Raw genomic sequence first — 22,290 nt, 5'->3', positions numbered from 1 at the left:
ATATTTGGCATGGCCGCCTGCTACTTTCGGGCTAGTCGTCCGGCAGCGTCACCGTGGAATAGGGCGACAGCACGCGCCAGCCCAGCGTGGTGTACAACTCGCGACCTTGTTCCGTTGCCACCAGCACGCGCTGGGCGGCTTGCGACTGCTGCGCTGTTCCCAGGGCCGCCATCAGCGCCGCGCCCAGCCCCTGGCGCTGGTGCTGGGCCTCGGTGGCGATACGGTCGAAGGCGAATACACCTTCATATTCCACCGCGTAGCCGCTGGCGGCCAGCGTGTCGTCTTCGGCGAAAATGCGGGCGGTGGTGGTGTGGCCTTCGGTGGCGACCTGCATCCAGAATCCCGAGGGCAGCGATGGCACCGGGTTGCGTCCTGCATCCTTGATCATCAGGTAGGCGTCGGGCTGCAGCTCCCAGCGTGGCGTGACGCGTGCCTGTAGCAGCGACGGCCGGCCGCACATCTTGATGAATACCTTCGGCTGGTTGATCTCGCGCGCCAGTTCCGTGATGCCGGCATCGGCGCCGGCAAAGACATAGCGGCGCAGTTCGTCCGGCTGGCCGGTGTCCACGCGCAGGCCGCCGCGATCCGGCACCGGTGCCGGCAGGCCGCGCGCGATCGAACGGGCCGACAGCCAGCTGGCCAGCAGTTGCGGGTCTACAGTGCTCATTCATTCCTCACGCGTGATGTTATCCTTGACCGAATTATATGACTGGAAGCGGTATGATCTCTAGACAGTATGTGTCGCAGGTGCGGTTGAAAGTGGAGGAGATTGCGGACTTTGACCGCTATCCGTTTTCCTTGCCCGCTGTCCGTCATCTGAACACGCTGCCGCTGCATCCGAAGGTGACTTTTCTGGTCGGTGAAAACGGCTCTGGAAAATCGACTTTGCTGGAGGCGATCGCGGTCGCCTTTGGCTTCAATCCGGAAGGCGGCACCAAAAATTTCGGCTTCAATACGCGTGCCTCGCATTCGGAGCTGCATCAGTATCTGCGGCTGGTGAAGGGCGTCAAACAGCCGCGAGATGGCTTCTTCCTGCGGGCTGAGAGCTTCTTCAACCTGGCGACTGAAATTGAGCGCCTGGACCAAGGCGCGCTCGGACCGCCGGTGATTAACTCCTACGGCGGAAAATCCCTACACGAACAATCGCATGGCGAGTCTTTCTGGTCGCTGGTGATGCACCGCTTCGGCGGCAACGGCTTTTACATTCTGGATGAGCCGGAAGCGGCGCTGTCGCCGCAACGCCAGCTGGCGCTGCTCAGCCGCATTCATCAACTGGCAAATGAGAATTCTCAGTTCATCATCGCCACGCACTCGCCGATCTTGATGGCCTACCCGGACGCGGACGTTTTTCACTGCTCGGACGCGGGACTCAAGCGCGTGCATTACGAAGACACCGAGCATTTCCAGATCATGCACGATTTCGTCACGAACCCGCAGCGCATGCTGGATATTCTGCTGTCAGAATGAGTCCTTTTAGTAGAAGCATAACTCCGTCATTCGGTGTACATTGTCGGTTCTGATTTAACGCCTACAAGGAACATAGAATGACGATCAAAGCCCTGCGTGATCAATCCCTGCCAATGCGCCACATCGTCCACGTGCGCAACCACATCATCTCTACTGATATTTCGGTGGAAGAGGGCGGCAGTGACGCCGGCCCGTCGCCACATGATTTGTATGACGCATCCCTGAGTGCCTGCAAGGCGCTGACCGTGGTGTGGTACGCCAAGCGCAAGAACATCCCGCTGGAGAATGTGGAAGTGACGATGGAACGCGATGACAAGGAAGAGCGTCATGGCGTCTACCGCCTGACCGCCACGCTGCACCTGACCGGCGAGCTGACCGACGCGCAGCGCGCGGAGTTGCTGTCCGTCGCGGAGAAATGCCCGATCCATAAGCTGATGACCGCAGTGACCACCGAAATCACTACCGTACTGGGATAACATCATGAGCGTGACAAATCTGCTGAAGGGCCACGAGAAAGACCTGGGCGGCGGCCTGATGGTGCGCCGCTTCCTGCCATCCGCCGTCAAGCAGGCGGTGGGCCCGTTCATTTTCTTCGACCATTTCGGTCCGCTCGACGTGCCGCTGGATGCCGACCATGATGTGCGTCCGCATCCGCACATCGGCCTGGCCACCGTGACCTATCTGTTTGAAGGCGCGATGGATCACCGCGACAGCCTGGGCACGGTGCAGCGCATCGAGCCTGGCGCCATCAACTGGATGACGGCCGGCAGCGGCATCGTGCACTCCGAGCGCACGCCGAAGGATTTGGTCGGCAAGCCGCACCGCACGCATGGCCTGCAACTGTGGGCCGCGCTGCCGGTGGCGCATGAAGAGGAAGTAGCGGCGTTCCACCACACGCCGGCCGCTGAGATTCCAGAGCTGGACATCGCCGGCGCCAAGGTGCGCGTGCTGATTGGCTCGGCCTTCGGCCAGACCTCGCCGGTCAAGACCTTCAGCCAGACGCTGTATCTGGACGTGGTGCTGCAAGCGGGTCATGAGCTGGTGCTGGACAGCCTGCCGGCGGAAGCGGCGGTCTATCCGATCAGCGGTGAACTGGAAGTCGACGGCGCACCGCTGGAGCTGCACACCATGGCGCTGCTGAACACCGAAGGTCCGCAAAGCGTGAAAGCCAAATCAGAAGCGCGCCTGGTGGTGATTGGCGGCGAGCCGCTGGACGGTCATCGCTTCATGTACTGGAACTTTGTTTCGTCGCGCAAGGAGCGTATTTCGCAGGCGGCGGAGGATTGGGAAGCGCAGCGCTTCGCGCCGGTGCCGGGAGAGACGGACTGGATTCCACTGCCGGCGAAAAAGCCGTCGGCTTAAACTGCAATCAGGCGGTGGACAGTGCGTTCGCCGCCACCGTGCTGTACATGTCATCGGCGCCGGTGCGGATGATCCAGTGTTCCGGATACGGATCGCTGGCGAAGCGGGTATGGCGCGGTACGCGGCTCAGTTTATCCAGCGAGACGGTCGGCGCCAGCGCGGTTTCCTGGCCGGTCAGCTGGTCGAGGTGCCAGAAACCGCCGTCGCGGTGCAGCAGCAGCGGCAACGCGGCCGCATGCGGCGCGGCGGCATACGATTTGACCGGATAGCCGGGATGCGCGTCCGGCGCCAGCAGGTAGAAGCATTCGGCATTGGCGCCATGGTCGACACGGTGCAGGATCACGCCATGCGGCATGATGGCCGATACCGCCAGCGTGACGATGCCCTTGATGCTGGCGCTGAATTCAATCCGCATGCCGAGACGCAGCGCGGTCGGCTTGTTCTTGCCCGGCCAGACGCCATCCAGCAGGATGCCGTAGCGCGACACATCTTCAATTTCAAACCCCAGGCCGGAACGGCGGATGACGGCATGGCGGCCCGACAGGCGGCGCGTGAGGCCATTGGTGTCCTGGCCGTCCGCCGTGTAGTGGGTCAGCATCACGTCCGCTTCCGGATCGACCAGTTCAAAGCGGCCGATCACGCATTCTTCCATCGCGAACAAACGGATCTGGCGTTGCGCGCCGGCTTCCGGTGCGGCGTTGACCAGCGATGCGGCGCGCGTGGTGTGCGGATGCACGGCCGCTGCTTGCGGCATGTCGATTTCGATCAGGTCTTCGTCCCACGCGATGGTGGAGAAGCCCAGGTCCACTTTGCCGGCCGGCGCGTTCAGGTCCAGATGGGCGATGCCGGCGTTGCGGGCGGTGACGTCGATATCCAGGCTGTCGCCGCCTTGCGCGCTCACGCGGGCGATGGAGGCGTCGTCCGCCATCACGCGCACGTTCTTGTGGGTGCTGAGGAAGATGCGGTGGATTTCGGTCAGCGTGGCGTCCAGGCGCGGCACCAGGATGACGAAGGTGCACACCCATTTTCGCGCCGCCATGCCAGGATGCTGGCTAAGCAGCTCGATGCTGATCTGGTACTGGCCATGCTCTTTGCCGCGCGACGAGAACTCGACGAACACCGGGCGCCATTCGCCGCCAACCGCGCGCACGAAATGCTGGCGCGCGGCGCCGTTGGGGATCAGGTCCGATTGCAGTTGCAGCGTCAGTTGCGGCGCGCAGGGGTCCGGCATGCCGCGCAGTTCCATCTTCAAGGTCTGGCGGCCACCGGCGGCGCGCGGGTCGAAACCGCTGATGTGCAGTTGCGGACGCACCGCCTGCGCGCGTTGATGCGGGCGGGCGTAGTTTGGTTCGGCGGCTTGAATATCGGCGGTGTTGGTCGATGCAGGGACGACATCCAGCACCGTGACCGGCGAAGCGGGACGGGTGGTGCGCAAGGCAGTCAGCAGATCGTAGCTGGACGCTTCCGTTTGGGCGTGGCCGCCTTCACAAGTTTGCGTTCCAGGCATGACCCAGAAGGTGCAATGCGGGTGCTGGGCATTACTGCATTTTTTCATGACAAACCGACCGATGGGATACCCGCAAGTTTATGCGGTTTTCGCTCTGTTTGGCAAACTTTGCAACCGATTTTTGCGGTTGGCTGTGCGGGTATCAAAAATGCGACGGAATTGGTGCCGTTGGTAGTGCTGTTTCGTCAATATTGCTGACTATTTTGGGCCGTGCGAAGCGGATGACGATGGCGCTCAGGTTGTCGATGTGGAGTTGCGGCGGCGGGTTGGCGGCGTAATCGTTGAACAGCGCGTCCAGCGCTTGCGCGGCAGCCGGCTGCGCCATCAGCGCCGGCCAGCGGGCGATCCATGGTTGCGGATGGGCGCAGGACCAGAAACCGTCGGTGGCCAGCAGGTAAGTGGCGTCGGCGCGCACGTGCACGGCGCGGCGGTCGGCCAGGTGGCGCAGGAAGGACGGCAGGTTGGACGCATCCAGCGGCAGCAGGCCGTCGTCCAGGACTTGCGGATTGGTGAAGGCGTTGCCGAGGATGTAGGCTTGCGAGATCTGCGCGCGGTGTTCGCCGTGCACTTGCTGCCACCATTCCTGTTCGTCCAGCAGGCCGTGCATGGCGAAGGAGGTGGCGGGGACGTGGTCCACCGTCAGCGGGTTGGCGCTTTGCGGCGTGATTTCGTACAGGCGCGAGTCGCCGGCGTGATACAGCATCGGTTCGCGGCCGGGCGCAATTTCCAGCAGAGTGAGCGTGGTGCCGGGACGGCGGAAGGTGTCGTGGTCGTCCGGGCGGCTGAAATGGGCTTGCAGCTTGCGATGCAGTTGGTCGAGCTGCGCGCTGAGTTGTTCCAGCGTGGCGCAGGCGGGGATGCGCAGCAGGCCGGTGGCGACGGCTTCGGCGGCTTGGCGTCCGTGTCCGTGGCCGCCCATGCCGTCGAGGACCGCGAGGCGCACATGGCCTTGCGGCCAGTCGGGCAGCTGCGTGGTTTGCGCGGTCTGGTCGCGCAGCAGCACGGCGCGGCCGTCGGCATCGATGAGCAGCAGGTTGTCCTGGTTTTCCGGCACTTGCAGCTTGCTGATGCTGGCGCTGCTGCGGGCGGCGACGTCCAGGGTGGGGCCGAAGTTGAGTTGGTCGGTGATGCGTGTCATCGGTGCGGGCGCCGCAGCGCGGGATGCGAAAGGCCACAGCTTAGCCGAAAAAGTGGCGGCGGCGGTGGGTGGCGTGTGCCTCATTCGCCGCTCCGGCGCAGCCACAGGCTGCTCACCCAGCCGGTGCTTTCGCGGCCATTGACGCTGGCTTTGATTTGCCACCAGTCGCCGTTGCGCATGCCGGTTGGCGTGGCTTCGGCGCCGGCTGGCACGATGGCGAGGCGGGCGGCGTGCACGCCAGGCGCGGCGCGCAGGTTCAGGTCGCGGTGGACGAGGAACGGACGGCCTGCGGCGGCGCTGCGCCAGCTTTCCGCCGCGCTGTCGTCGGTGGCGGCGGTGGGCGCGGTTGCGGCGATCATCGGACTGGCTTGCGCGCTGGCTGCGCCGTGCGTGGCGTACAAAATCAGGCTGCCGAAGCCCCAGGCGCCGGCCACCATGATGAGCAGCGCGCGGGCATTGGGCCGGCGCCACCAGGCGCGCGGCGTCAGGTACGCGGCCAGGAACAGCGTAACGATCAGGCCCGCAGCAAAAGCGGTAACGGCGTAGAGTTTGACGGCATCCATGATGGCTCAGGCGTCGAAACGCAGCACATAGTGGCCCGCCACCAAGTGGTGACCATGCGGCAGCTGGTAAGGCGCATCGCCGATGCTGGCGACGAATTGCAGCTTGTCGTCCAGGTGATACAGCGATTGCGTGGCGCTCTGGCGGGCGATGGTGTAGCCCTTGGTCGTGGCTTCGAAGGTGAAAGCGTTGCGCGACAGGCCGATGCGATCCGCGCTGGCGTTGCCCGCGCCGTCCGCGCGCTTGAGGAAACGCGGCGAGTCGAGCAGACGCAAAGAGGCCAGCATCGGCGAGTTGCGGCCGAAGGTGAAGCGCACGCCGCTAGCAACGCCGGCGCTGACTGGCTGGGCAAGACAGACCACGGCGCGGTAGCGGTCCGCCATTTCCGGTGCGACGGCCAGCAGGCGCAGTGCGCGCGCATCGACCGGGGCGAAGGTGGCGGGGGCTTCGATGCGTTGGCGGCCTTCTGGTGTGCAGGCGTATAAATCGTCTGCCGCGTCCACCATCAGGCTGATGGCCGGTTCCGCGTCCACCGACAGGGCCAGCGACTGATTAAACGGCAGCTCCAGCGCTTGCGCGCCAGTGTCGCGGTAGCGGCTCAAGCGCGGCAAGGCCAGCGCCACGAGGCTGACGCGTTGCTGCGAGACCGGCGCATAGGTTGCGTCACTTTCGCCGGCGCGGTTGGCCGGCTTATGACTGGCGGCCGGCACGGCGGTCAGGTCGATGGCGCCAGCGGCACGAGCACTTATGGCGCGGACTGGCGCGCTGGCCGTCGCATTGCTGCCTGCACCGGAGCGGCTTTGCCAGACTGCCGGACTGACGGCCGGCGTGGCGCTACCTGTATCGCTTTGGTGGCGAGGGCGCAATGGGAATGCCGAGGTGCGGGCAATCTTCACCAGCAGTCGCCCGCCTTGCGGCTCGCGCAGCGATTTGACAGTGTAGTAGCCGCTGCGCGGATCGTAGCGGCAATCGAATGCCTCTTTGGGACGCATCTGCACCACTGGCGGCGCATCCGGACCATCGTTAAGAATCAACAGCGCCGCATCAGGCCCAAACGGCCAGCCTTGCGCAACGGCGCTGGCTTCCGCGCCTTCGCCACCGATCAATGCCAAACGCTGATTCGGGTACAGCGGGCACACCGGATGCCATATCGCGCTGTCACGCGACACGCTGACGTTGTACAGAATTTTCTCATCCGGCGCCGGCAAATACACCGCATGCCCGAACCTGACCTCAATTTCGCCCGGCGCCAGCGACGTCGCGCCGACCACGTCGTAGCGCACCTGGTCACTGCCCAGCAGATCGCCAAAATCCTTTTGATGCAGCGCCGCCAGCGTCTCGGCCAGATCACGTGCGCGGGCGCCACGGGTCAGGTGGTAGTCATCGTCCACATCTTCCTGCGGCAGCACCAGCGTCACATGCGAGAAGCAGCGGGTGGCGGCGCGGCCCTTGTGTTCGCGCGGGCTGCGCTCCAGCAGATCGCGCAGCAGCGGGCGGCGCGAGAACAGCGCCAGGCCCGGCGTCTGCCAGATTGCCTCGGCGTTGAATACGTCCGGAATGCGCCCCAGGACGGCGTGTTGAACATAGGTCGGCATGATTCAAACTCCTTCAGTAGATATCGCAACGAAGGTAAGCAGAGGGCAGAGGAAAAACAGCAGATGGCTGCCGCCGGCCGACAGAAAACTCATCGGCTGCCCCATGATCGGGAAGATCGCCAGGTTGGTCCCCCACGACAGCAGGAAGTGCGCCAGCACGAAAGCGCCGCCGCCGCACAGGGCGAAGTAGCGGAAGCGTCCCAGCCAGGCGTGACGGAAGTGGCGCGCGGCCGCGCCGCTGCGGTAGGCCTGCATGGCGGCCAGCATGACCCCGGTCAGGAAGGCGGCTTGCACGGCCCACAGCAGCAGTCCGCCCAGCAGGCCGTGGCGATTGAGGAAGAAGGATGCCGCAAAGTCGTCCTGTACGGCGGGGATCTGCACCGCGCTGCCGGCGGTCTGGCCCAGCGCGCGCAGGCCGAACCAGTGGTCGGCACCCAGCCAGCCGCCATCGCCGATGGCGCGGGCGCCCAGCATCAGCTGTTGGCCGGTGTGCGGGTGCTCGGCTGGGTTGAGCCAGACCAGGAAGCGGTCGGCGTAGAAGCCCCAGCGGATCAGGTCATCGGTGCCGACCACGCGCAGGTAGACCACAGCGCCAACCGCAAGCAAGGCGCCGCCGACCAGCATTGCGGCCAGCGGGCGGTTGCCGGCGGCGATGGCGTAGGCCAGGCCCATGCCGGTGCTCCAGACCAGTAGCAGGATCAGGGGCGAGAAGTCGTCCACCTGCACCAGCGCGAGGCCCAGCAGGGCGAGGAACAGCAAGGCTGGGCCGATCAGTTGCAGCCAGCGCGCACCATGGTCGGCCAGCCGCTGCGGGCCGCTATGCCAGTGGAAGCGCAACGCCAGGCAATGGGCGGTGAGGGCGGTCAGCGCCAGTTTGGCCAGTTCTACTGGTTGCAGATCGAAGACGCCGGTTTCGTCGCCCCACAGCACTTGGGCGGCCAAGGCGGCCAGCGCCACGGCGGCGAACAGTGCGAGTATCCATTCGATGGTGCGCTGTTGCAGGTGGATGCCGCGCGCGGATTGGTGTTGTGCCCACAGGCGCAGCAGGCCGCCAAGGCCGGCGCCGATGGCCAGCATGGCGGCGCTTTTCTGGTAGTAGCGCAGCCAGGAGGATTCCGGTGCACCGAGGCCCAGTTCCAGTTGCGCCAGCAGGCCGGCGGCCAGCAGCACGGCGCCGGCGGCGGTGGCCAGTGTCAGGCGGCCGGGCAGGGCGATCCACAGCAGCAGTGCGCTGGCGGCGAGCAGCAATGAGAGTGCGGCGCTTGGAGCATAGCCGGCGCGTTGGGCGATCAGCGCGGTCAGACCGAGCAGCAACATGCCGACAGTCGCTAACAGACTGCCGCCGCCAGCGATTCTTGCCGGCCAGGTGGTGGCTGCGGCGGCTTGGCGTGCGACGGCGCTGACGCCGATGCAGACCACGCACAGGGCGATGCCGATCCAGAGCGTGTTGGCGTGGCCGCTGCTCCAGAGCGCGCGCTGCTGCCATTGCCAGCTCACTTGCTCCGGTTGTTTCAGTTCCGGCTCGGCGAACAGTTTGACGTGGCGGCTTGGTTGCAGCGTCAGTTGGTTGCCGCTGGTGGTGATCTGCAAGCGCGTATGGCCGACCATGATGGCGTTGACGCCCTCCAGCGATGCTTCCTGCTTGCGCAAGTCGGTCTGCTTGCCGGCGCCAGTGACCAGCACCGCCGCGCGATCGCCATCCGGATTGCCGGCCGATAGCTGCAGGCGGCCGTTGATGCGGCTAATCTGCGCGGCGCCCGGCGTTACTTGCGCCAGGCCGAGGCGATTGTCGCAATACAGATTGCCGCCAAAAGTGAGTGGACGGGTGATCGTCAGCGGCATGATGCCGTTCCATGCCGCCAGCGCTTTGGATGCCAGGCGCGATTCCGGGCAGTTGGCTTGCTGGCGGCCGTCGCGGTACAGCGTGGCGCCGTCGTAGCGCCATTCGTGGCCGTCGCGCGTGAAGGTGACTTGGTCTGCATTGGCGGCGCGGATGTCGAAGACGGCGCCGTCGATCTGGAAGCGTTGCAGGTCCTGCGTGGCGACGCTGCCCATGCGTTGTTCGGAGCCGTCGCGCAGCAGTACTACATGATTGCTGGTGCTCAGATTGCGCAGCAGCCAGCTGCCGCTGGCGTCGCGGCGCAGAGACAGGTGATTGCGGTCGGTCTGCGGCGCTGCCAGTTCGCGCTGGCCGAGGGTGATGCTGTCGCCGGCAGGCAGGGTGACGGTGATTGCGGAGGGCAGCCAGGCGGCGGGTGCGCGCAACAAGGCCAGTGCTTGCAGGCCGCACAGGCTTGCCAGTATTGACAGCGTGATCGCCAGGCCGATGTTGCGTGCGGCGGCGCGCGCGGTGGCGTACAGCGCGACATTCAGGGCGCCAGTCAGGCGAGGCACCAGTGGTTGGCGGGGCATCAGGCGTCGTGCCGCGTGGCCTGCGGCTTGTTTGGTCGGGCGGCTGGCTGCTTGAGAGACCGTCATCATGCCACCTGCAAGGTTTGCCAGCCATTAACGGCGGAAGGCCGTCGCATCGCCAGCACCGGATCGACCGCATCGAATGCGCCGCGCGCTGGCTTTACGCCCTGGATCGCATTCAGCATGCGGCTGATCTGGATCGCGTGGCGCGGACGTTTGGCGGGATCGATGTGCAGCAAGGCGCGCAGCAGCTCGAGCGCCACATCGCGCTTGTCGGACGGGATGGCGGCGGCAAAGCGTTCCTCTTCGACGGCGTGCAGCGCGGCTGGAATCTCGCCGCCATGCATACCGCGCAGCAGATTCGCGCCGGCCACGTGATGCTCGCGATACGCCTGCCCGCAATCGCTGCAAAAGCGCAGCGGTATGCCGCTGGTCACCAGGAAGTACAGCAGCGCGCCCAGCGAAAAATAATCGCTGCGCGGACCGGTGGCGTAACCGCCGCCGTCGGCCGGGAAGAACTGTTCCGGCGCCTGCCAGTTGGCGGTGCCGGCGTAGGAGTGCGCTTGCATGCTGCCCAACTCGCGGTTGGTGCCGAAATCGGCCAGTTTGACGGTGTGGAGGTGCGCATCGAGCAGCACATTGGCCGGCTTCAGATCCAGATATCGCCAGCCGTATTGGTGGACCTTGGCCAGCGCCTGATTGATCTGCGCGATCCACCCCAGCGCCTGCGCCAGCGGCACGGTTTCGCCGCGCCCCTTGAGCGCGACCATGTGCTTGCCCAGGTCAGAACCCATCAACTCCAGCGCCAGTACCGGCAGGCCGTCGTGCCAGCCGCTGTCCAGCAGGCGGACGATATGGCGTTCGTCCCACGGCTCCAGCGACTGGAGGAAGGCGATTTCGTTATTGGCGCTGGTGGTCCAGCGCGCGCGCTGGGCGGGCAGGGCACGCGCCATCTGCTCCTGGTTGATTAACTTGATGGCGACGTCGCGCGTGGCCTGCGGCCCGCTGGCGCGCCATATGATGCCGTAGGCCGATCCGCCGATCTGCTCGCGCAGCCGGTAGTGGCCCAGTTCCAAAGCAATGATTGCGTCTGCTGTTGTCATGTTTCCCCCCGTCGCAGCAAACTAGCGGAGGGAATGAAAAAAGCCCCGACGCATCGGGGCTTTGTAGACTAAAGATTAACGATCCCAGCGATCGCGGTGACGGTGTTCCCAGCGCTCTTCGCGGTATTCGCGATAGTATGGGCGGGCTGGTTCAACGTACACCACGCGTGGTGGCGGTTGGTAGTAGCGTGGAGGCGGCGCGTAATACACCGGCGCTGGACGCTCGTAGTAGACCGGGGCCGGCTGCGAGTACACGCGGGTCTCGACATAGCCACGGCCGCCGCCGCGATAGTAGCGGTCATCGTTGGTGCGGATGCTGTTACCCACTGCCGCGCCAAGCACGCCGCCGACGATGGCGCCATCGCGGCCACCGGTGCTATTGCCGATTGCAGCGCCTACCACAGCACCGGCCACCGTGTTGAAATCACGGTCGCCTGCGAAGGCCGACGACGATACTGCTGCAGTGGCCAGTAACGCTACACCCATCATTTTTTTGCTCAACATGGTAATTCCCCTTGCTGTGGCGCGGATCAGAATGATTCGTTGGCCAGTGATTCCACTATACCTCTCCTAAATGTAATTTCCATGTCTTATACAGATGCTTACAAACGGGCCTCGCTGGTAATGGCTTGTAACATTTAGACAGATATGGAAAGACGGCGTGCCTCCCATTCGGGGCGCAGCAGGCTAAACACCACCACATCCTGGTAGCGGCCATTAATAAAGAAGGCGTGGCGCAGCGTGCCTTCCGGCTGGAAGCCGCATTTTTGCGCGACCCGCACCGACGCCACGTTCTCCGGCGCCGACAGCAGTTCCAGCCGCTGGTACTGGTAGACGTTGAACAGATAATCGACCATCAACTGGCACGCCTCGGTTACATATCCGCGTCCGGACAGCTTGGTGTCGAACAGCCGATAGCCGATTTCGCGCGTGGTCGGCGTGCGGCTCTTGAAGTGGGTGATGACGCCGATGATGTGATGCAGCGCGTCTTCAATGACAAACAGCTCGCTGTCTTCGTTGACGAAGCCGTTCTGCATGAACTCCTTGCGCATGGTTTCCGGCGACTTGAAGTGCGTGGAAAAGTAGTCGCCGCGTGATGGCAGGTCGTTGACCAGCGCGATGAAGGTGTTCAGGTCTGTGGTAAGCAGATGGCGTACGGTGCAAAGTGAACCCTTGAGCATAGACGCTTTCTTCATGCAGTTGAACGTACATGGTAGAGCAAGCGCGATAGCAAATCAATATGAATGACAAGAGCGTCATGATGAGTTATTGTTTAAGACGATCTTGCTACCCAACCTTTACCACTACAGGAACCGCATGAAATCCGTCTTCCAGAAATCCCTGTCGCTGACCGTCCTGGCCAGCAGCCTGTTAAGCCTTGGCGCCAGCGCCGCACCTGCCAACGATCCGGCCACGCTGGGCCAGATCCGCGATAGCGCCATGAACAGCGACTGGGCCTACGAGCGCCTGGCCGACCTCACCGACCTGGTAGGTCCTCGTTTGTCCGGCTCTGTCGGCGCGCAGGCGGCGGTGGAACAGGTGGCGGCTGCGATGCGCAAGCTGGGCGCGAAAGTGACGCTGCAACCGGTCAAGGTGCCGCATTGGGTGCGTGGCGAGGAGAGGGCGGAAGTAGTGGAGTACGCCGGCCGTCCTAACGGCGTGACGCAAAAAGTGGTGCTGACCGCCCTGGGGGGCTCGGGCGCCACGCCGGCCGCTGGTCTGACCGCGCCGGTGATCGTGGTGCGCAGCTTTGAGGAATTGAAGGCCAAGGGCGCGCAAGTCAAGGGCAGCATCGTGCTGTTCGACGTCGCCTTCGACCAGGAGATGGCTGATCGCGGCCAGGCCGGTCCGGCCTACGGCGCCGGTTCGCGCATCCGCACCCAAGGTCCGCGTCTGGCGGCGGAACTGGGTGCGGCGGCAGCGCTGGTGCGCTCGGTCGGCGGCGCCAACTACCGTATCGCCCACACCGGCGCCACGGGCCTGGTCGATGGTGCGCGCATTCCCGCCGCTGCCGTCACGGCGGAAGACGCGATGCTGATGAGCCGTCTGTCGGCGCGCGGTCCGCTGAAACTGCACCTGACGCTGACGCCGCAAACGCTGCCGGATGCCGACAGCTTCAACGTCATCGCCGACTGGCCGGGCACCGACAAGGCCGACGAAGTGGTGATCGTCTCCGGTCACCTGGATTCCTGGGATCTGGCCACCGGCGCGCACGATGACGGCACCGGCGTGGCAGGCGCCATGGGCGTGATTGAAACGCTGAAAAAACTCGACCTGCATCCGCGCCGCACCATCCGCGTGATCGCCTGGATGAACGAGGAAAACGGCACCCGTGGCGGCAAGGCCTACTTTGAAGCGAACAAGGACAAGCTGGATAAGCACTTCGCCGCGATCGAGTCCGATGAAGGCGGTGGCCGTCCATTCGGCTTTATCGCCAGCGTGACGCCGCAGATGGTGAAGTACTTCGCGCCGCTGAAAACCGCGCTCGATCCGATCGGCGCGGGTGTGTTCCAGCGCCACGACCAGGCTGCCGGCGCCGACATCGGCCCGCTGGAGCGCGCGGGCGTGCCATCGTTCCAGCCGCTGGTGGACGCCAGCTTCTACTTCAGCTACCACCACACGCCGGCCGATACGCTGGACAAGGTCAGCCCACTGGAACTGAAGCGTCACGTAGCGGTCATGACCTCGCTCAGCTGGTTCCTCGCCAATATGGATGAGAACATCGGCCGCGTCGCCAAGACGGATTAAGACGTGCGCCGGATTTAGGCGGTCCGTGATAGCCTTCTGACTCAATAAGGAGGCCATCATGGACAAGCTGCATTACAAAGGATGGGACATCATTCCGACCGCGCTGCCGACCGATGATCACAAGTGGACGGCCAGTTGCGACCTGGCGCGCGTAGACGCCGACGGCGAAGAGGTATTTGAAGGCGCGACCATGCAGTTTGTGCGCGACATGAAGGAAGACGCCATCGCCGCCGCCTGCGACGAGGCGATTATCCAGATTGACAACATCATCGCCAATCCACTGGTGCGGATGGTCTGATGGCTTGATTACCTGCGATTGCGGCTTGTGATAACATAGCCGCATGACTGTCTTGCTCCGATCTCTCGTCGTTTGGCTGATGCTGCTGGCGCTCCCGTATCAGGGATACGCTTCGGCGCAGATGCTGCTGTGCGTCGCGCCTGCGACCACCGGCAAGGCGTCGATGACCATGCCTGCCGGTCCGCACGACCACGCGGCCATGATGGCGGCGCAGGCCAAGGCCGATCAGCATCAGCATGACGGCTCATCCTCCCATACCACCATGAAGTGCAGCGGCTCCGCATGCTGTGCGGCTGCGGCGCCGGTATTGGCGCTGGAATTGGCCGAGCCGGCATTGCCGTCGGCGTCGCGCGCGATTCCTTTCTATTCCGATTTCCTCCCTGCGGTCGATCTGGCCCATCCTGAACGTCCCCCTCAAGGCCTGCACGCCTGATCACACGACAGCTCCGTCTGCGAGCTGGGTATTCCATAACGATTCTTGAGGTAAGAGGACATGACTTCTCTGTATAAACTCGTCGGCGGCGTGAGCTTGCTGGCGCTGCTGGGCGGCTGCGCATCGCTGTCCGGCGACGGCGGCTTTGGCGCGGTCGCCGGCGTGAGCGAACAACGCACCGGCGCGCCTGCGAGCGTGGCCGGCCGTCTGCCGCGCAATGAAGACGACGCGCGCGCGCTGGCCGCCGTCATCGGCAAAAAGCTGGAGCAGCCTTTGTCTGCCGACGATGCGGTGCAGGTCGCGCTGCTGAATAACCGCGGTCTGCAGGCCACTTACTGGTCGCTGGGCGTGGCCGAGGCGGACCTGGTGCAGGCTGGCCGTCTGCAAAATCCGGTGCTGGACTTTAAACGCAGCCATGGCGGCGGCGAGGTCGGCATCGAACGCACGCTGACCTTCAACCTGGTCGGGCTGATTACCGCGCCGATGGCCAGCCGCATCGAAGGCCGGCGCTTTGAACAAACCAAGCTGCTGGTGTCGAACGAGGCGCTGAAGGTGGCTGCCGACACGCGCCGCGCCTGGGTTGATGCCGTAGCCTCGACGCAGATCGCCGACTACGCCAAGCAGGTCGAAGCTTCTGCGCAGGCCAGCGCCGAGCTGTCGGAACGCATGCGCAAGGCCGGCAACTGGAGTTCGCTGGACATGGCGCGGGAACAGGCCTATCACGCGCAAACGGTGGCCGATGTCACGCATACGCAAAAGGCCGCCGTGGCGGCGCGCGAGAAGCTGACGCGCTTACTGGGTTTGAGTGGCGAACAGGCGGCGGCGTACCGCTTGCCCGATCATCTGCCCGACCTGCCGGCCGCGCCGCGCGAACTGGCGAACGTGGAGCAGGCTGCGGTCGACGAGCGGCTGGATATCCAGGCCGCCAAACTGGATACCGAGCAGACGGCATCCACGCTGGGCCTGACGCGCACCACGCGCTTCATCAATGTGCTGGATCTGGGTGCGGTGCGCAACACCGACGGCCCAACCGCCACGCGCGGCTATGAACTGACGTTGGAGATTCCGCTATTCGACTGGGGCTCGGCGCGTGTCGCGCGGGCGGAAGCGACCTATATGCAGTCGGTCAATCAGTTGGCGCAGGCGGCGGTGCAGGCGCGCAGCGAGGCGCGCGAGAGTTATGCGGACTATCGCGCTTCATATGATCTGGCGCGCCACTACCGCGACCGCGTGCTGCCGCTGCGGAAGCAGATTTCCGAGCAAACCCTGTTGCGCTACAACGGCATGTTGATGAGCGTCTTCGAACTGCTGGCCGATGCGCGCGAACAGGCCACCGCCGTTAGCGGCTACATCGGCGCGCTGCGGGACTACTGGACCGCGCAAGCCAACCTGGAGGCCGCACTGGGCGGCCGTCTGCCAACGAATAAAGGAGTACAACCATGACCGACCGCAGATCTTTCTTGTCCGGCGCGGCGCTGATCGGCGCCGGCATGGTGACCAAGGCCGCAGTGGCCTCGCTGCCGGAAGCACCGGTGCAATCGACCGCCGCTACGCAGGCGCCATTGTCGCCACCGAACGGCCGTCCATATAATCCGGTCGTTACGCTGAATGGCTGGACGCTGCCGTGGCGGATGAAGGATGGCGTCAAGGAGTTCCATCTGGTGGCCGAGCCGGTGGTGCGCGAGATTGCGCCCGGCATGACGGCCAACCTGTGGGGCTATAACGGCCAGAGTCCCGGCCCGACCATCGAGGTGGTGGAAGGCGACCGGGTGCGTATCTTCGTGACCAACAAGCTGCCGGAGCACACCAGCGTGCATTGGCATGGTCAGCGTCTGCCGAACGGCATGGACGGCGTGACCGGCCTGACGCAGCCTGGCATCCCCCCGGGGAAGACGTTTGTGTATGAATTTGTGGCCAAGCATGCGGGCACCTTCATGTATCACCCGCACGCGGACGAGATGGCGCAGATGGCGATGGGGATGATGGGCTTCTGGGTGACGCATCCGCGCGATCCGAAGCAGCATGCGGTGGACCGCGATTTTGTCTTCCTGCTGAATGCTTACGATATCGATCCGGGCAGCTACACGCCGAAGATCAATACGATGACCGACTTTAACCTGTGGACGTTTAACAGCCGCGCGTTTCCGGGCATCGATCCGATGGTGGTGCGCAAGGACGACCGCGTGCGCATCCGCGTCGGCAATCTGACGATGACCAATCATCCGGTGCATTTGCATGGCCATACGTTTGAAGTGACCGGCACCGATGGCGGCTGGGTGCGTCCGGCGGCGCGCTGGCCGGAGGTGACCACCGATATCGCGGTGGGCCAGATGCGGGCGATCGAGTTTATCGCCGACGAGCCCGGCGACTGGTCGTTCCACTGTCATAAATCGCATCACACCATGAACGCCATGGGGCACTCGGTACCGACCATGATTGGCGTGGATCACAGCGGCGTGGCGGAGAAGATCAATAACCTGGTGCCGGGCTATATGGTGATGGGCGACAAGGGGGCAGCGATGGGCGGCATGCAGATGCCGCTGCCGGAGAACACGCTGCCGATGATGAGCGGCGATGGTCCGTTCGGCGGCCTGGATATGGGCGGCATGTTCACGGTAATGAAGGTGAGGGAAGGGCTGGCGCGCAACGACTACAAGGATCCGGGCTGGTACAAGCATCCGCCAGGTACCGTGGCGCACGAGTGGACGGGCGAACTGCCGCCCGCTCCGCGCGCACCGGGCGCACCGCCGGCCAAACCCTCAGAGGCGATCGACGTGAAGCGGGATGGGGATATGCATCACCATCACTAGCCGAGAAAGGCCTTGGCAACCGCTGAGATTGCCGCCACGGCGATCATCATCAGGAGGCCAAGGCCCCAGCGCATAAAGCGCTGGAGTTCCTTACGCAACTCGTCAATGGAGGCCTCCACGCGATCAAAGCGCTTGTCTACCTGTTCGAAGCGCCTGTCAACTGCTTCGAAGCGCTTGTCTACCGCGTCAAAACGCTTATCTATCTCGTCAAAGCGTTGATCCACCTCTTGGAAGCGCTTTTCTACTTGCTTGAATTGGTCGTCTACGAGTCCGAATCTTCGGTTGGTTTCTTCCCTTGGTTCGGCGAAGCGCCGGTCCAGCTCATGTCGCAATTCGTTAAATCGCCGGTCAATGTCCTCTCGTATCATTGCTGTGTGGGTGGACAGGTTGTCACTGGCGGCTTTGAAATCTTTCTCTTCCGCGCTTCGCAACATCTCGAAGCGGAGTTCAATTTCGCCGCGCAACTCTGTGAAACGCCGCTCGATTTCCGTGCGGATTTCCTGCTTGCAGTCCTCGGTTTCCTCGCGACCCAAGATCGAGGCGCGTTCGATGTGTTCCCGTAATTCGGTTGCTCGTCGCTGCAATTCATCTTTGGATTCACCGAAACGCCGGTTCATCTCGTCCTGCATATTGGTGAGCCGGTATAAGGTCGAGTCGTTATCAGCCTTGTTCTGGCGCAGTTCGCTTAACTCGGTTTCGATGCGATTGAATCGATCGTTCATCTCGTTCCCCAGCGCAGCAAGCGCCGTGGCGTTGCTGTCGGACGCTGCTTCCAGTGTTGTTATGCGCTCTTCCATCATGAAATCGTCCTCCTGTCGAGCGAATCGGGCAATGGCGGGCTGATAAGGTATTAGACCTATCCACATGAGATTTGATCCATCTCAGCGGATTTGTTAGTATCGACCGTTCTATGACGCCATCTCGCTACCCTGAACAACTCCTGCTGCTGCCGTATATCGGTAAGTGGACCTTTCTGGCCGGCCTGATTGCGGTGCTAAGCGGCACCGCGTCGGCTGGTTTTCTGTTTGCGTTGGACTACGCCACGCACTGGCGTGAAACCCATTCGTGGATTATCTGGCTGCTGCCGCTGGCCGGCTTCGCGGTCGGCTGGATCTATCTCAAGGTGGGCAGCAGTGTGGAAGCCGGCAATAACCTGCTGATCGACGAAATCCACGATCCCAAGAAAGTCGTCCCGCTGCGTATGGCGCCGCTGGTGTTGATTGGCACCGTGGTGTCGCATTTGTTCGGCGCCTCGGTCGGGCGTGAAGGCACGGCGGTGCAGATGGGCGGCACGCTGGCCGACCAGCTGACGCCGATCTTCCGTCTGCGCCACAGCGAACGGCGCGTCATCCTGATGGCCGGCATCAGCGCCGGTTTCGCGTCGGTGTTCGGCACACCGCTGGCCGGCGCCATCTTCGGGCTGGAAGTGCTGGCGATTGGCCGCCTGCGTTACGATGCGATCTTCCCTTGCATGGTCGCCGCCATCGTCGCCGACCAGGTGGGCATGGCCTGGGGCGTGCATCACACCCACTACGCGATGAACGCCATGGCGCCGATTGGCGTCTGGAGCGTGTTGGCGGTGATGGTGGCGGGTATGGTGTTTGGACTGGTGGGCATGGCTTTTGCCAAATCCACACACGCGGCATCGGCCTTCATGAAGCGTCGTATCGGCTATGCGCCGCTGCGGCCGATGGTTGGCGGCGCGCTTGTGGCGCTGGCGGCGTGGTGGCTGGGCACGCGCTACATCGGCCTTGGTATTCCGGTGATTGTTGAAGCGTTCCAGCAGCCGGTGGCGCCGTGGGATTTTCTAGGCAAATTTGCGTTCACGGTGGCCTCGCTGGGCAGCGGTTTCAAAGGCGGCGAGGTGACGCCGCTGTTCTACATCGGCGCGACGCTGGGCAATGCGATGGCGCCGCTGTTGCAGCTGCCGTTTGCGCTGCTGGCGGGACTGGGCTTCGTGGCGGTGTTCGCCGGCGCCGCCAACACGCCGCTGGCATCCACCATTATGGCGATCGAGTTATTCGGTCCGCAGATCGGGCCTTACGCGGCGCTGGCTTGCGTGGTGGCGTATCTGTTCTCCGGCCATTGCGGCATCTACCGGTCGCAGCGCGTCAGCCTGGTCAAGTACCGGCTGCCGCCAGTGGCGCGTGACCGTCAGCCGCCGTTATCTTAGAAGAGTTGTCTGGCAGTTATGTAGAGTTCATGTCATAATATTGGGCTGTTTGGGCTCCGATGGTGAAATTGGTAGACACTGCAGACTTAAAATCTGCCGCCGCAAGGCGTGCCGGTTCGATTCCGGCTCGGAGCACCAGCCCCCGAATTAGTACTACAGCACAGAACGCCATAAGTCCTTGTAAATCAGGGGTTTATGGCGTTTTTGTTTGTGGGGAATCAAGCGCAGAACGGCGCTTCGGGCCTATTATCCCTGCTACGATTTACACAAAATTTACACACGTTTTACACAACTCGACAGTTATGGCGAGCTTCACCAGAACACCGAAGGGCTGGCGGGCAGCGGTTGCTATCCGCGGCACGCGGGACACCAAGACGTTTACGACCAAGGCGGAGGCGGTCGCCTGGGCGGCCGTGCGCGAAACCCAGATCCGTCAGGGCGAGAGCGCGCCGATGGATACGCTCAAAACGCTGGACGAGGCCTTTCACCGCTACCTGAAGGAAGTCTCGGTCCACAAGCGCGGGCATCGCATGGAAGGGCACCGACTGGCGGCGATCGCCGACCACGTGGTCGGCGGCCGGCGGCTTGGCAGCCTGCGTTTGAGCGAGGTGAGTTCCGACTTGCTTGGCCAGTGGCGCGATCTGCGGTTGCGCGGCACGCTCGCCGCCAACTTCACCGACAAGGTCAAAGGGGCCTCCGTCATCCGCGAACTCAATCTGCTGTCGCACGTGTTCACTACCGCGCGGCGCGAGTGGAAGTGGATCGTCAAGAGTCCGACCACCGATGTGCGTCGGCCCAAAGGCTCCGCGCCGCGCGACCGCCGTATCAGCGAGGACGAAATCGACCGCCTATGCGTGGCATTGGGGTTTGACGAAGGCCCTGTCACGACCAGGAGCGGTACCGTGGCGGTGGCGTTCCTGTTCGCGATCGAGACGGCGATGCGCGCCGGCGAGATTTGCGGCTTGCGTCGCAACGACCTCAAAGGCCGCGTGGCCCATCTACCCCGCACCAAGAATGGCACCAAGCGCGATGTGCCATTGTCCACTCGGGCGCTGGATTTGATCGCGCTGATGCCGGCTGGAGATGCGGTGTTCGACATCACCGCTACGAGCCTGGACGCCTTGTTCCGCAAGGCGAAGGCGCGATGCCAGATCGACGACCTGAAATTCCACGACACGCGCCACGAGGCGATCACGCGTCTGGCGAAGAAGCTCAATGTGCTGGAGCTGGCAAGAGTGGTGGGGCATCGTAATTTGAATGAGCTGCAGACCTACTACAACGAGACGGCGGAGGAGCTTTCCAAAAAGCTGCAGTGAGGTTTGGGGGAAGGCTTGTGCCGCAGCGAGATGATTTATCCAAATCTACATGCACAAGGACATCCGCTGCTTTTTGGGCGGGTACTTGGTTTGAACGATTCTGGTCACGCGGTAATAGCGCCTCTCTTACGAAGGCTGGTGCGCTGATTCAGGCGAAGTTCGTGCACGAGCGTGGGATTGGGATGGCCGCGTGATTTACTGCTGGGGATTGGATAGATCAAGGATACGACCGACCCATCTTGGGCTGCTGCGTTCTGGCAGCAATTCGACAGGAAAAGGGTCGAAACCACGATCAAGCGCGTCAGCAATTGCAACCCGAATTGCATCATGCGCCTTTTCCAAATCACCTTTCGCGACCCAGTCGTCGCCGAATTGCATTTGGTACTGGCTTTCGACGGAGTTTATGGGATCGCCCATCCACAGGGAGACTTTCGCTATGTGCCCGATGAAGAGTACATCCGCATGCCGATATTCTCCCGCCCCGAGCTCCAGATTGAATCGCATGTTTGCTTCCTAACGCGTCGGTTATTTAAAGCTGTCGGAATCCAGAACAACGTAGCCGTTACCCACTTTATGGGCGTTGAACGCGACTCCTTTTATGCGATCGAAATTCTGCTCAAACGACTGCAACGGGGGCAGATCACGGCCATTGCTTAGTACGTCCAGCGCAGTTCGGCTAATGCGGAAGGCGCGCCAGACGTCCGCGTCGAATAGCTCAAACGCGATGAAATCTCCAGTAGTGAGATCGGAAACATTGCGCAGGTCGGGGTCCGTGAACATCTTTACCTCCGTTGTAGAAAAGATAAATATACCATGATTTACGACCTCTCCCGCACGCAGCTCCCAGCGCCGGGCTATCGCCAATGAAACGCCGGACCGATGCTTGAATTCATGGGTGGCGCCTGCGCCAGAACAGCACCGGCCAAAATGCTGGTCCTCCCAAGAATTGCTATCGCTGCCTGATGTTCCACCGCGTCGCCACGCTACTGGCCGTCTTGCGCGACAAGCCGGCCGCCACGACGCATCATGCGAATACACGCTGGGGCTTCCGCAACGAATACTTGGTTAGTCGTTACGGCACGATATTGCAGGAGCGCCTGATCGCCAACGGCTTCGCTCGCGCTGACCAGCCGCTGCTGCGGCTTCAGAACTTCCATCCCACCGACGTCGGCCGCATGGTGGTCAGACTGATTGCGAAATGCAGCGGCCGCGTTCCGCGCCCGAAGACGTTGGCCATTTTCTATGTCGACACCCTTCAGGATCTGCTGTCGCTGGCGCATTCCTGATTAGATCAACGACGAGGTGCGCGATCACGGCACCGGTTTAGCCGGTTCTCCGCTGGCATGAGGGTTTGCCGTCGACTCCGA

At 63.2% G+C, this 22,290-nt stretch carries 23 protein-coding genes and 1 tRNA gene; 12 read left to right on the top strand and 12 right to left on the bottom strand.

Annotated elements, in window-relative coordinates; all coding sequences use genetic code 11:
• Window positions 1-31 precede the first annotated feature (31 nt).
• A complete protein-coding gene (locus GTP69_RS22740) occupies window positions 32-667 on the bottom strand; it encodes a GNAT family N-acetyltransferase (RefSeq protein WP_161057001.1) in 636 nt (211 codons plus the stop codon).
• Window positions 668-720: 53 nt separating this feature from the next.
• On the opposite strand from GTP69_RS22740, the gene GTP69_RS22735 reads away from it, so the two are divergent.
• From GTP69_RS22735 to GTP69_RS22725, 3 genes are all read left to right on the top strand, one after another.
• Window positions 721-1,467 (top strand): AAA family ATPase, encoded by a 747-nt coding sequence (locus tag GTP69_RS22735; protein WP_161057056.1) that lies wholly within the window; start codon window positions 721-723, stop codon window positions 1,465-1,467.
• A 77-nt stretch (window positions 1,468-1,544) separates the two neighbouring features.
• On the top strand, window positions 1,545-1,943 hold the full coding sequence (locus GTP69_RS22730) for an OsmC family protein (RefSeq protein ID WP_161057000.1): 399 nt from the start codon (window positions 1,545-1,547) through the stop codon (window positions 1,941-1,943).
• A 4-nt stretch (window positions 1,944-1,947) separates the two neighbouring features.
• Entirely contained in the window at window positions 1,948-2,829 is an 882-nt protein-coding gene (locus GTP69_RS22725) for a pirin family protein (RefSeq protein WP_161056999.1), read from the top strand.
• A 7-nt stretch (window positions 2,830-2,836) separates the two neighbouring features.
• Here the strand turns inward: GTP69_RS22725 and GTP69_RS22720 are convergent, their stop codons facing one another.
• The 8 genes from GTP69_RS22720 to GTP69_RS22685 form a co-directional block, all read right to left on the bottom strand.
• Entirely contained in the window at window positions 2,837-4,336 is a 1,500-nt protein-coding gene (locus GTP69_RS22720; protein ID WP_161056998.1) for an FHA domain-containing protein, read from the bottom strand.
• Between the two features lie 142 nt (window positions 4,337-4,478).
• Window positions 4,479-5,558: a PP2C family protein-serine/threonine phosphatase gene (locus GTP69_RS22715; RefSeq protein WP_308494454.1), complete on the bottom strand. Its 1,080-nt coding sequence runs from the start codon at window positions 5,556-5,558 to the stop codon at window positions 4,479-4,481.
• Window positions 5,555-6,037, bottom strand: coding sequence for an SH3 domain-containing protein (locus GTP69_RS22710; RefSeq protein ID WP_161056997.1), 483 nt, complete (start codon window positions 6,035-6,037; stop codon window positions 5,555-5,557). The genes GTP69_RS22715 and GTP69_RS22710 overlap by 4 nt, the downstream gene beginning before the upstream one ends.
• Before the next feature lie 6 nt (window positions 6,038-6,043).
• A complete protein-coding gene (locus GTP69_RS22705; RefSeq protein WP_161056996.1) occupies window positions 6,044-7,630 on the bottom strand; it encodes a hypothetical protein in 1,587 nt (528 codons plus the stop codon).
• 3 nt (window positions 7,631-7,633) lie between these two features.
• On the bottom strand, window positions 7,634-10,042 hold the full coding sequence (locus tag GTP69_RS22700; RefSeq protein ID WP_161056995.1) for an FtsW/RodA/SpoVE family cell cycle protein: 2,409 nt from the start codon (window positions 10,040-10,042) through the stop codon (window positions 7,634-7,636).
• Between the two features lie 65 nt (window positions 10,043-10,107).
• Window positions 10,108-11,145 (bottom strand): serine/threonine-protein kinase, encoded by a 1,038-nt coding sequence (locus tag GTP69_RS22695; protein WP_161056994.1) that lies wholly within the window; start codon window positions 11,143-11,145, stop codon window positions 10,108-10,110.
• A 75-nt stretch (window positions 11,146-11,220) separates the two neighbouring features.
• A complete protein-coding gene (locus GTP69_RS22690; RefSeq protein WP_161047376.1) occupies window positions 11,221-11,649 on the bottom strand; it encodes a glycine zipper domain-containing protein in 429 nt (142 codons plus the stop codon).
• Between the two features lie 134 nt (window positions 11,650-11,783).
• Window positions 11,784-12,341 (bottom strand): GNAT family N-acetyltransferase, encoded by a 558-nt coding sequence (locus GTP69_RS22685; RefSeq protein ID WP_229261105.1) that lies wholly within the window; start codon window positions 12,339-12,341, stop codon window positions 11,784-11,786.
• 121 nt (window positions 12,342-12,462) lie between these two features.
• On the opposite strand from GTP69_RS22685, the gene GTP69_RS22680 reads away from it, so the two are divergent.
• The 5 genes from GTP69_RS22680 to GTP69_RS22660 all read left to right on the top strand — a co-directional run bounded on the left by GTP69_RS22680 (window position 12,463) and on the right by GTP69_RS22660 (window position 17,434).
• Window positions 12,463-13,893 carry a M20/M25/M40 family metallo-hydrolase gene (locus GTP69_RS22680; RefSeq protein ID WP_161056993.1) on the top strand — a complete coding sequence of 477 codons (1,431 nt, stop codon included), beginning with the start codon at window positions 12,463-12,465 and terminating at the stop codon, window positions 13,891-13,893.
• 58 nt (window positions 13,894-13,951) lie between these two features.
• Complete coding sequence (locus GTP69_RS22675; protein ID WP_161056992.1) at window positions 13,952-14,191, top strand: hypothetical protein; 240 nt, start codon at window positions 13,952-13,954, stop codon at window positions 14,189-14,191.
• 79 nt (window positions 14,192-14,270) lie between these two features.
• Window positions 14,271-14,624, top strand: a complete 354-nt coding sequence (locus GTP69_RS22670; RefSeq protein WP_161056991.1) for a hypothetical protein — start codon at window positions 14,271-14,273, stop codon at window positions 14,622-14,624.
• A gap of 60 nt (window positions 14,625-14,684) precedes the next feature.
• Complete coding sequence (locus tag GTP69_RS22665) at window positions 14,685-16,067, top strand: TolC family protein (RefSeq protein ID WP_202424532.1); 1,383 nt, start codon at window positions 14,685-14,687, stop codon at window positions 16,065-16,067.
• The gene (locus tag GTP69_RS22660; protein ID WP_161056990.1) at window positions 16,064-17,434 is read left to right on the top strand and encodes a multicopper oxidase family protein; all 1,371 of its coding nucleotides are present in this window, start codon (window positions 16,064-16,066) and stop codon (window positions 17,432-17,434) included. Before GTP69_RS22665 ends, GTP69_RS22660 begins: the two co-directional genes overlap by 4 nt.
• Here the strand turns inward: GTP69_RS22660 and GTP69_RS22655 are convergent.
• On the bottom strand, window positions 17,431-18,234 hold the full coding sequence (locus tag GTP69_RS22655) for a coiled-coil domain-containing protein (protein ID WP_161056989.1): 804 nt from the start codon (window positions 18,232-18,234) through the stop codon (window positions 17,431-17,433). The genes GTP69_RS22660 and GTP69_RS22655 overlap by 4 nt on opposite strands.
• Before the next feature lie 110 nt (window positions 18,235-18,344).
• Here GTP69_RS22655 and GTP69_RS22650 point away from each other — a divergent pair, with 110 nt between their 5' ends.
• The 3 genes from GTP69_RS22650 to GTP69_RS22640 all read left to right on the top strand — a co-directional run bounded on the left by GTP69_RS22650 (window position 18,345) and on the right by GTP69_RS22640 (window position 20,923).
• The gene (locus GTP69_RS22650) at window positions 18,345-19,607 is read left to right on the top strand and encodes a voltage-gated chloride channel family protein (RefSeq protein WP_161056988.1); all 1,263 of its coding nucleotides are present in this window, start codon (window positions 18,345-18,347) and stop codon (window positions 19,605-19,607) included.
• A gap of 53 nt (window positions 19,608-19,660) precedes the next feature.
• Window positions 19,661-19,745: transfer RNA gene (locus tag GTP69_RS22645), tRNA-Leu, on the top strand.
• A 164-nt stretch (window positions 19,746-19,909) separates the two neighbouring features.
• Complete coding sequence (locus GTP69_RS22640) at window positions 19,910-20,923, top strand: site-specific integrase (RefSeq protein ID WP_161056987.1); 1,014 nt, start codon at window positions 19,910-19,912, stop codon at window positions 20,921-20,923.
• 195 nt (window positions 20,924-21,118) lie between these two features.
• Here GTP69_RS22640 and GTP69_RS22635 read toward each other — a convergent pair whose 3' ends face one another.
• Together GTP69_RS22635 and GTP69_RS22630 are read right to left on the bottom strand one after the other, a co-directional pair.
• Window positions 21,119-21,427 carry a hypothetical protein gene (locus GTP69_RS22635; RefSeq protein WP_161056986.1) on the bottom strand — a complete coding sequence of 103 codons (309 nt, stop codon included), beginning with the start codon at window positions 21,425-21,427 and terminating at the stop codon, window positions 21,119-21,121.
• A gap of 21 nt (window positions 21,428-21,448) precedes the next feature.
• Complete coding sequence (locus GTP69_RS22630) at window positions 21,449-21,703, bottom strand: hypothetical protein (RefSeq protein ID WP_161056985.1); 255 nt, start codon at window positions 21,701-21,703, stop codon at window positions 21,449-21,451.
• A 182-nt stretch (window positions 21,704-21,885) separates the two neighbouring features.
• On the opposite strand from GTP69_RS22630, the gene GTP69_RS22625 reads away from it, so the two are divergent.
• Window positions 21,886-22,209 carry a hypothetical protein gene (locus GTP69_RS22625; RefSeq protein WP_161056984.1) on the top strand — a complete coding sequence of 108 codons (324 nt, stop codon included), beginning with the start codon at window positions 21,886-21,888 and terminating at the stop codon, window positions 22,207-22,209.
• Window positions 22,210-22,290 lie beyond the last annotated feature (81 nt).

Origin of the sequence: Duganella levis, assembly GCF_009857605.1 — a bacterium.
Lineage (GTDB): Bacteria > Pseudomonadota > Gammaproteobacteria > Burkholderiales > Burkholderiaceae_D > Rugamonas > Rugamonas levis.
Note: the sequence above shows the minus strand (reverse complement) of the source record. Positions and strands in the feature narration are given on the sequence as shown.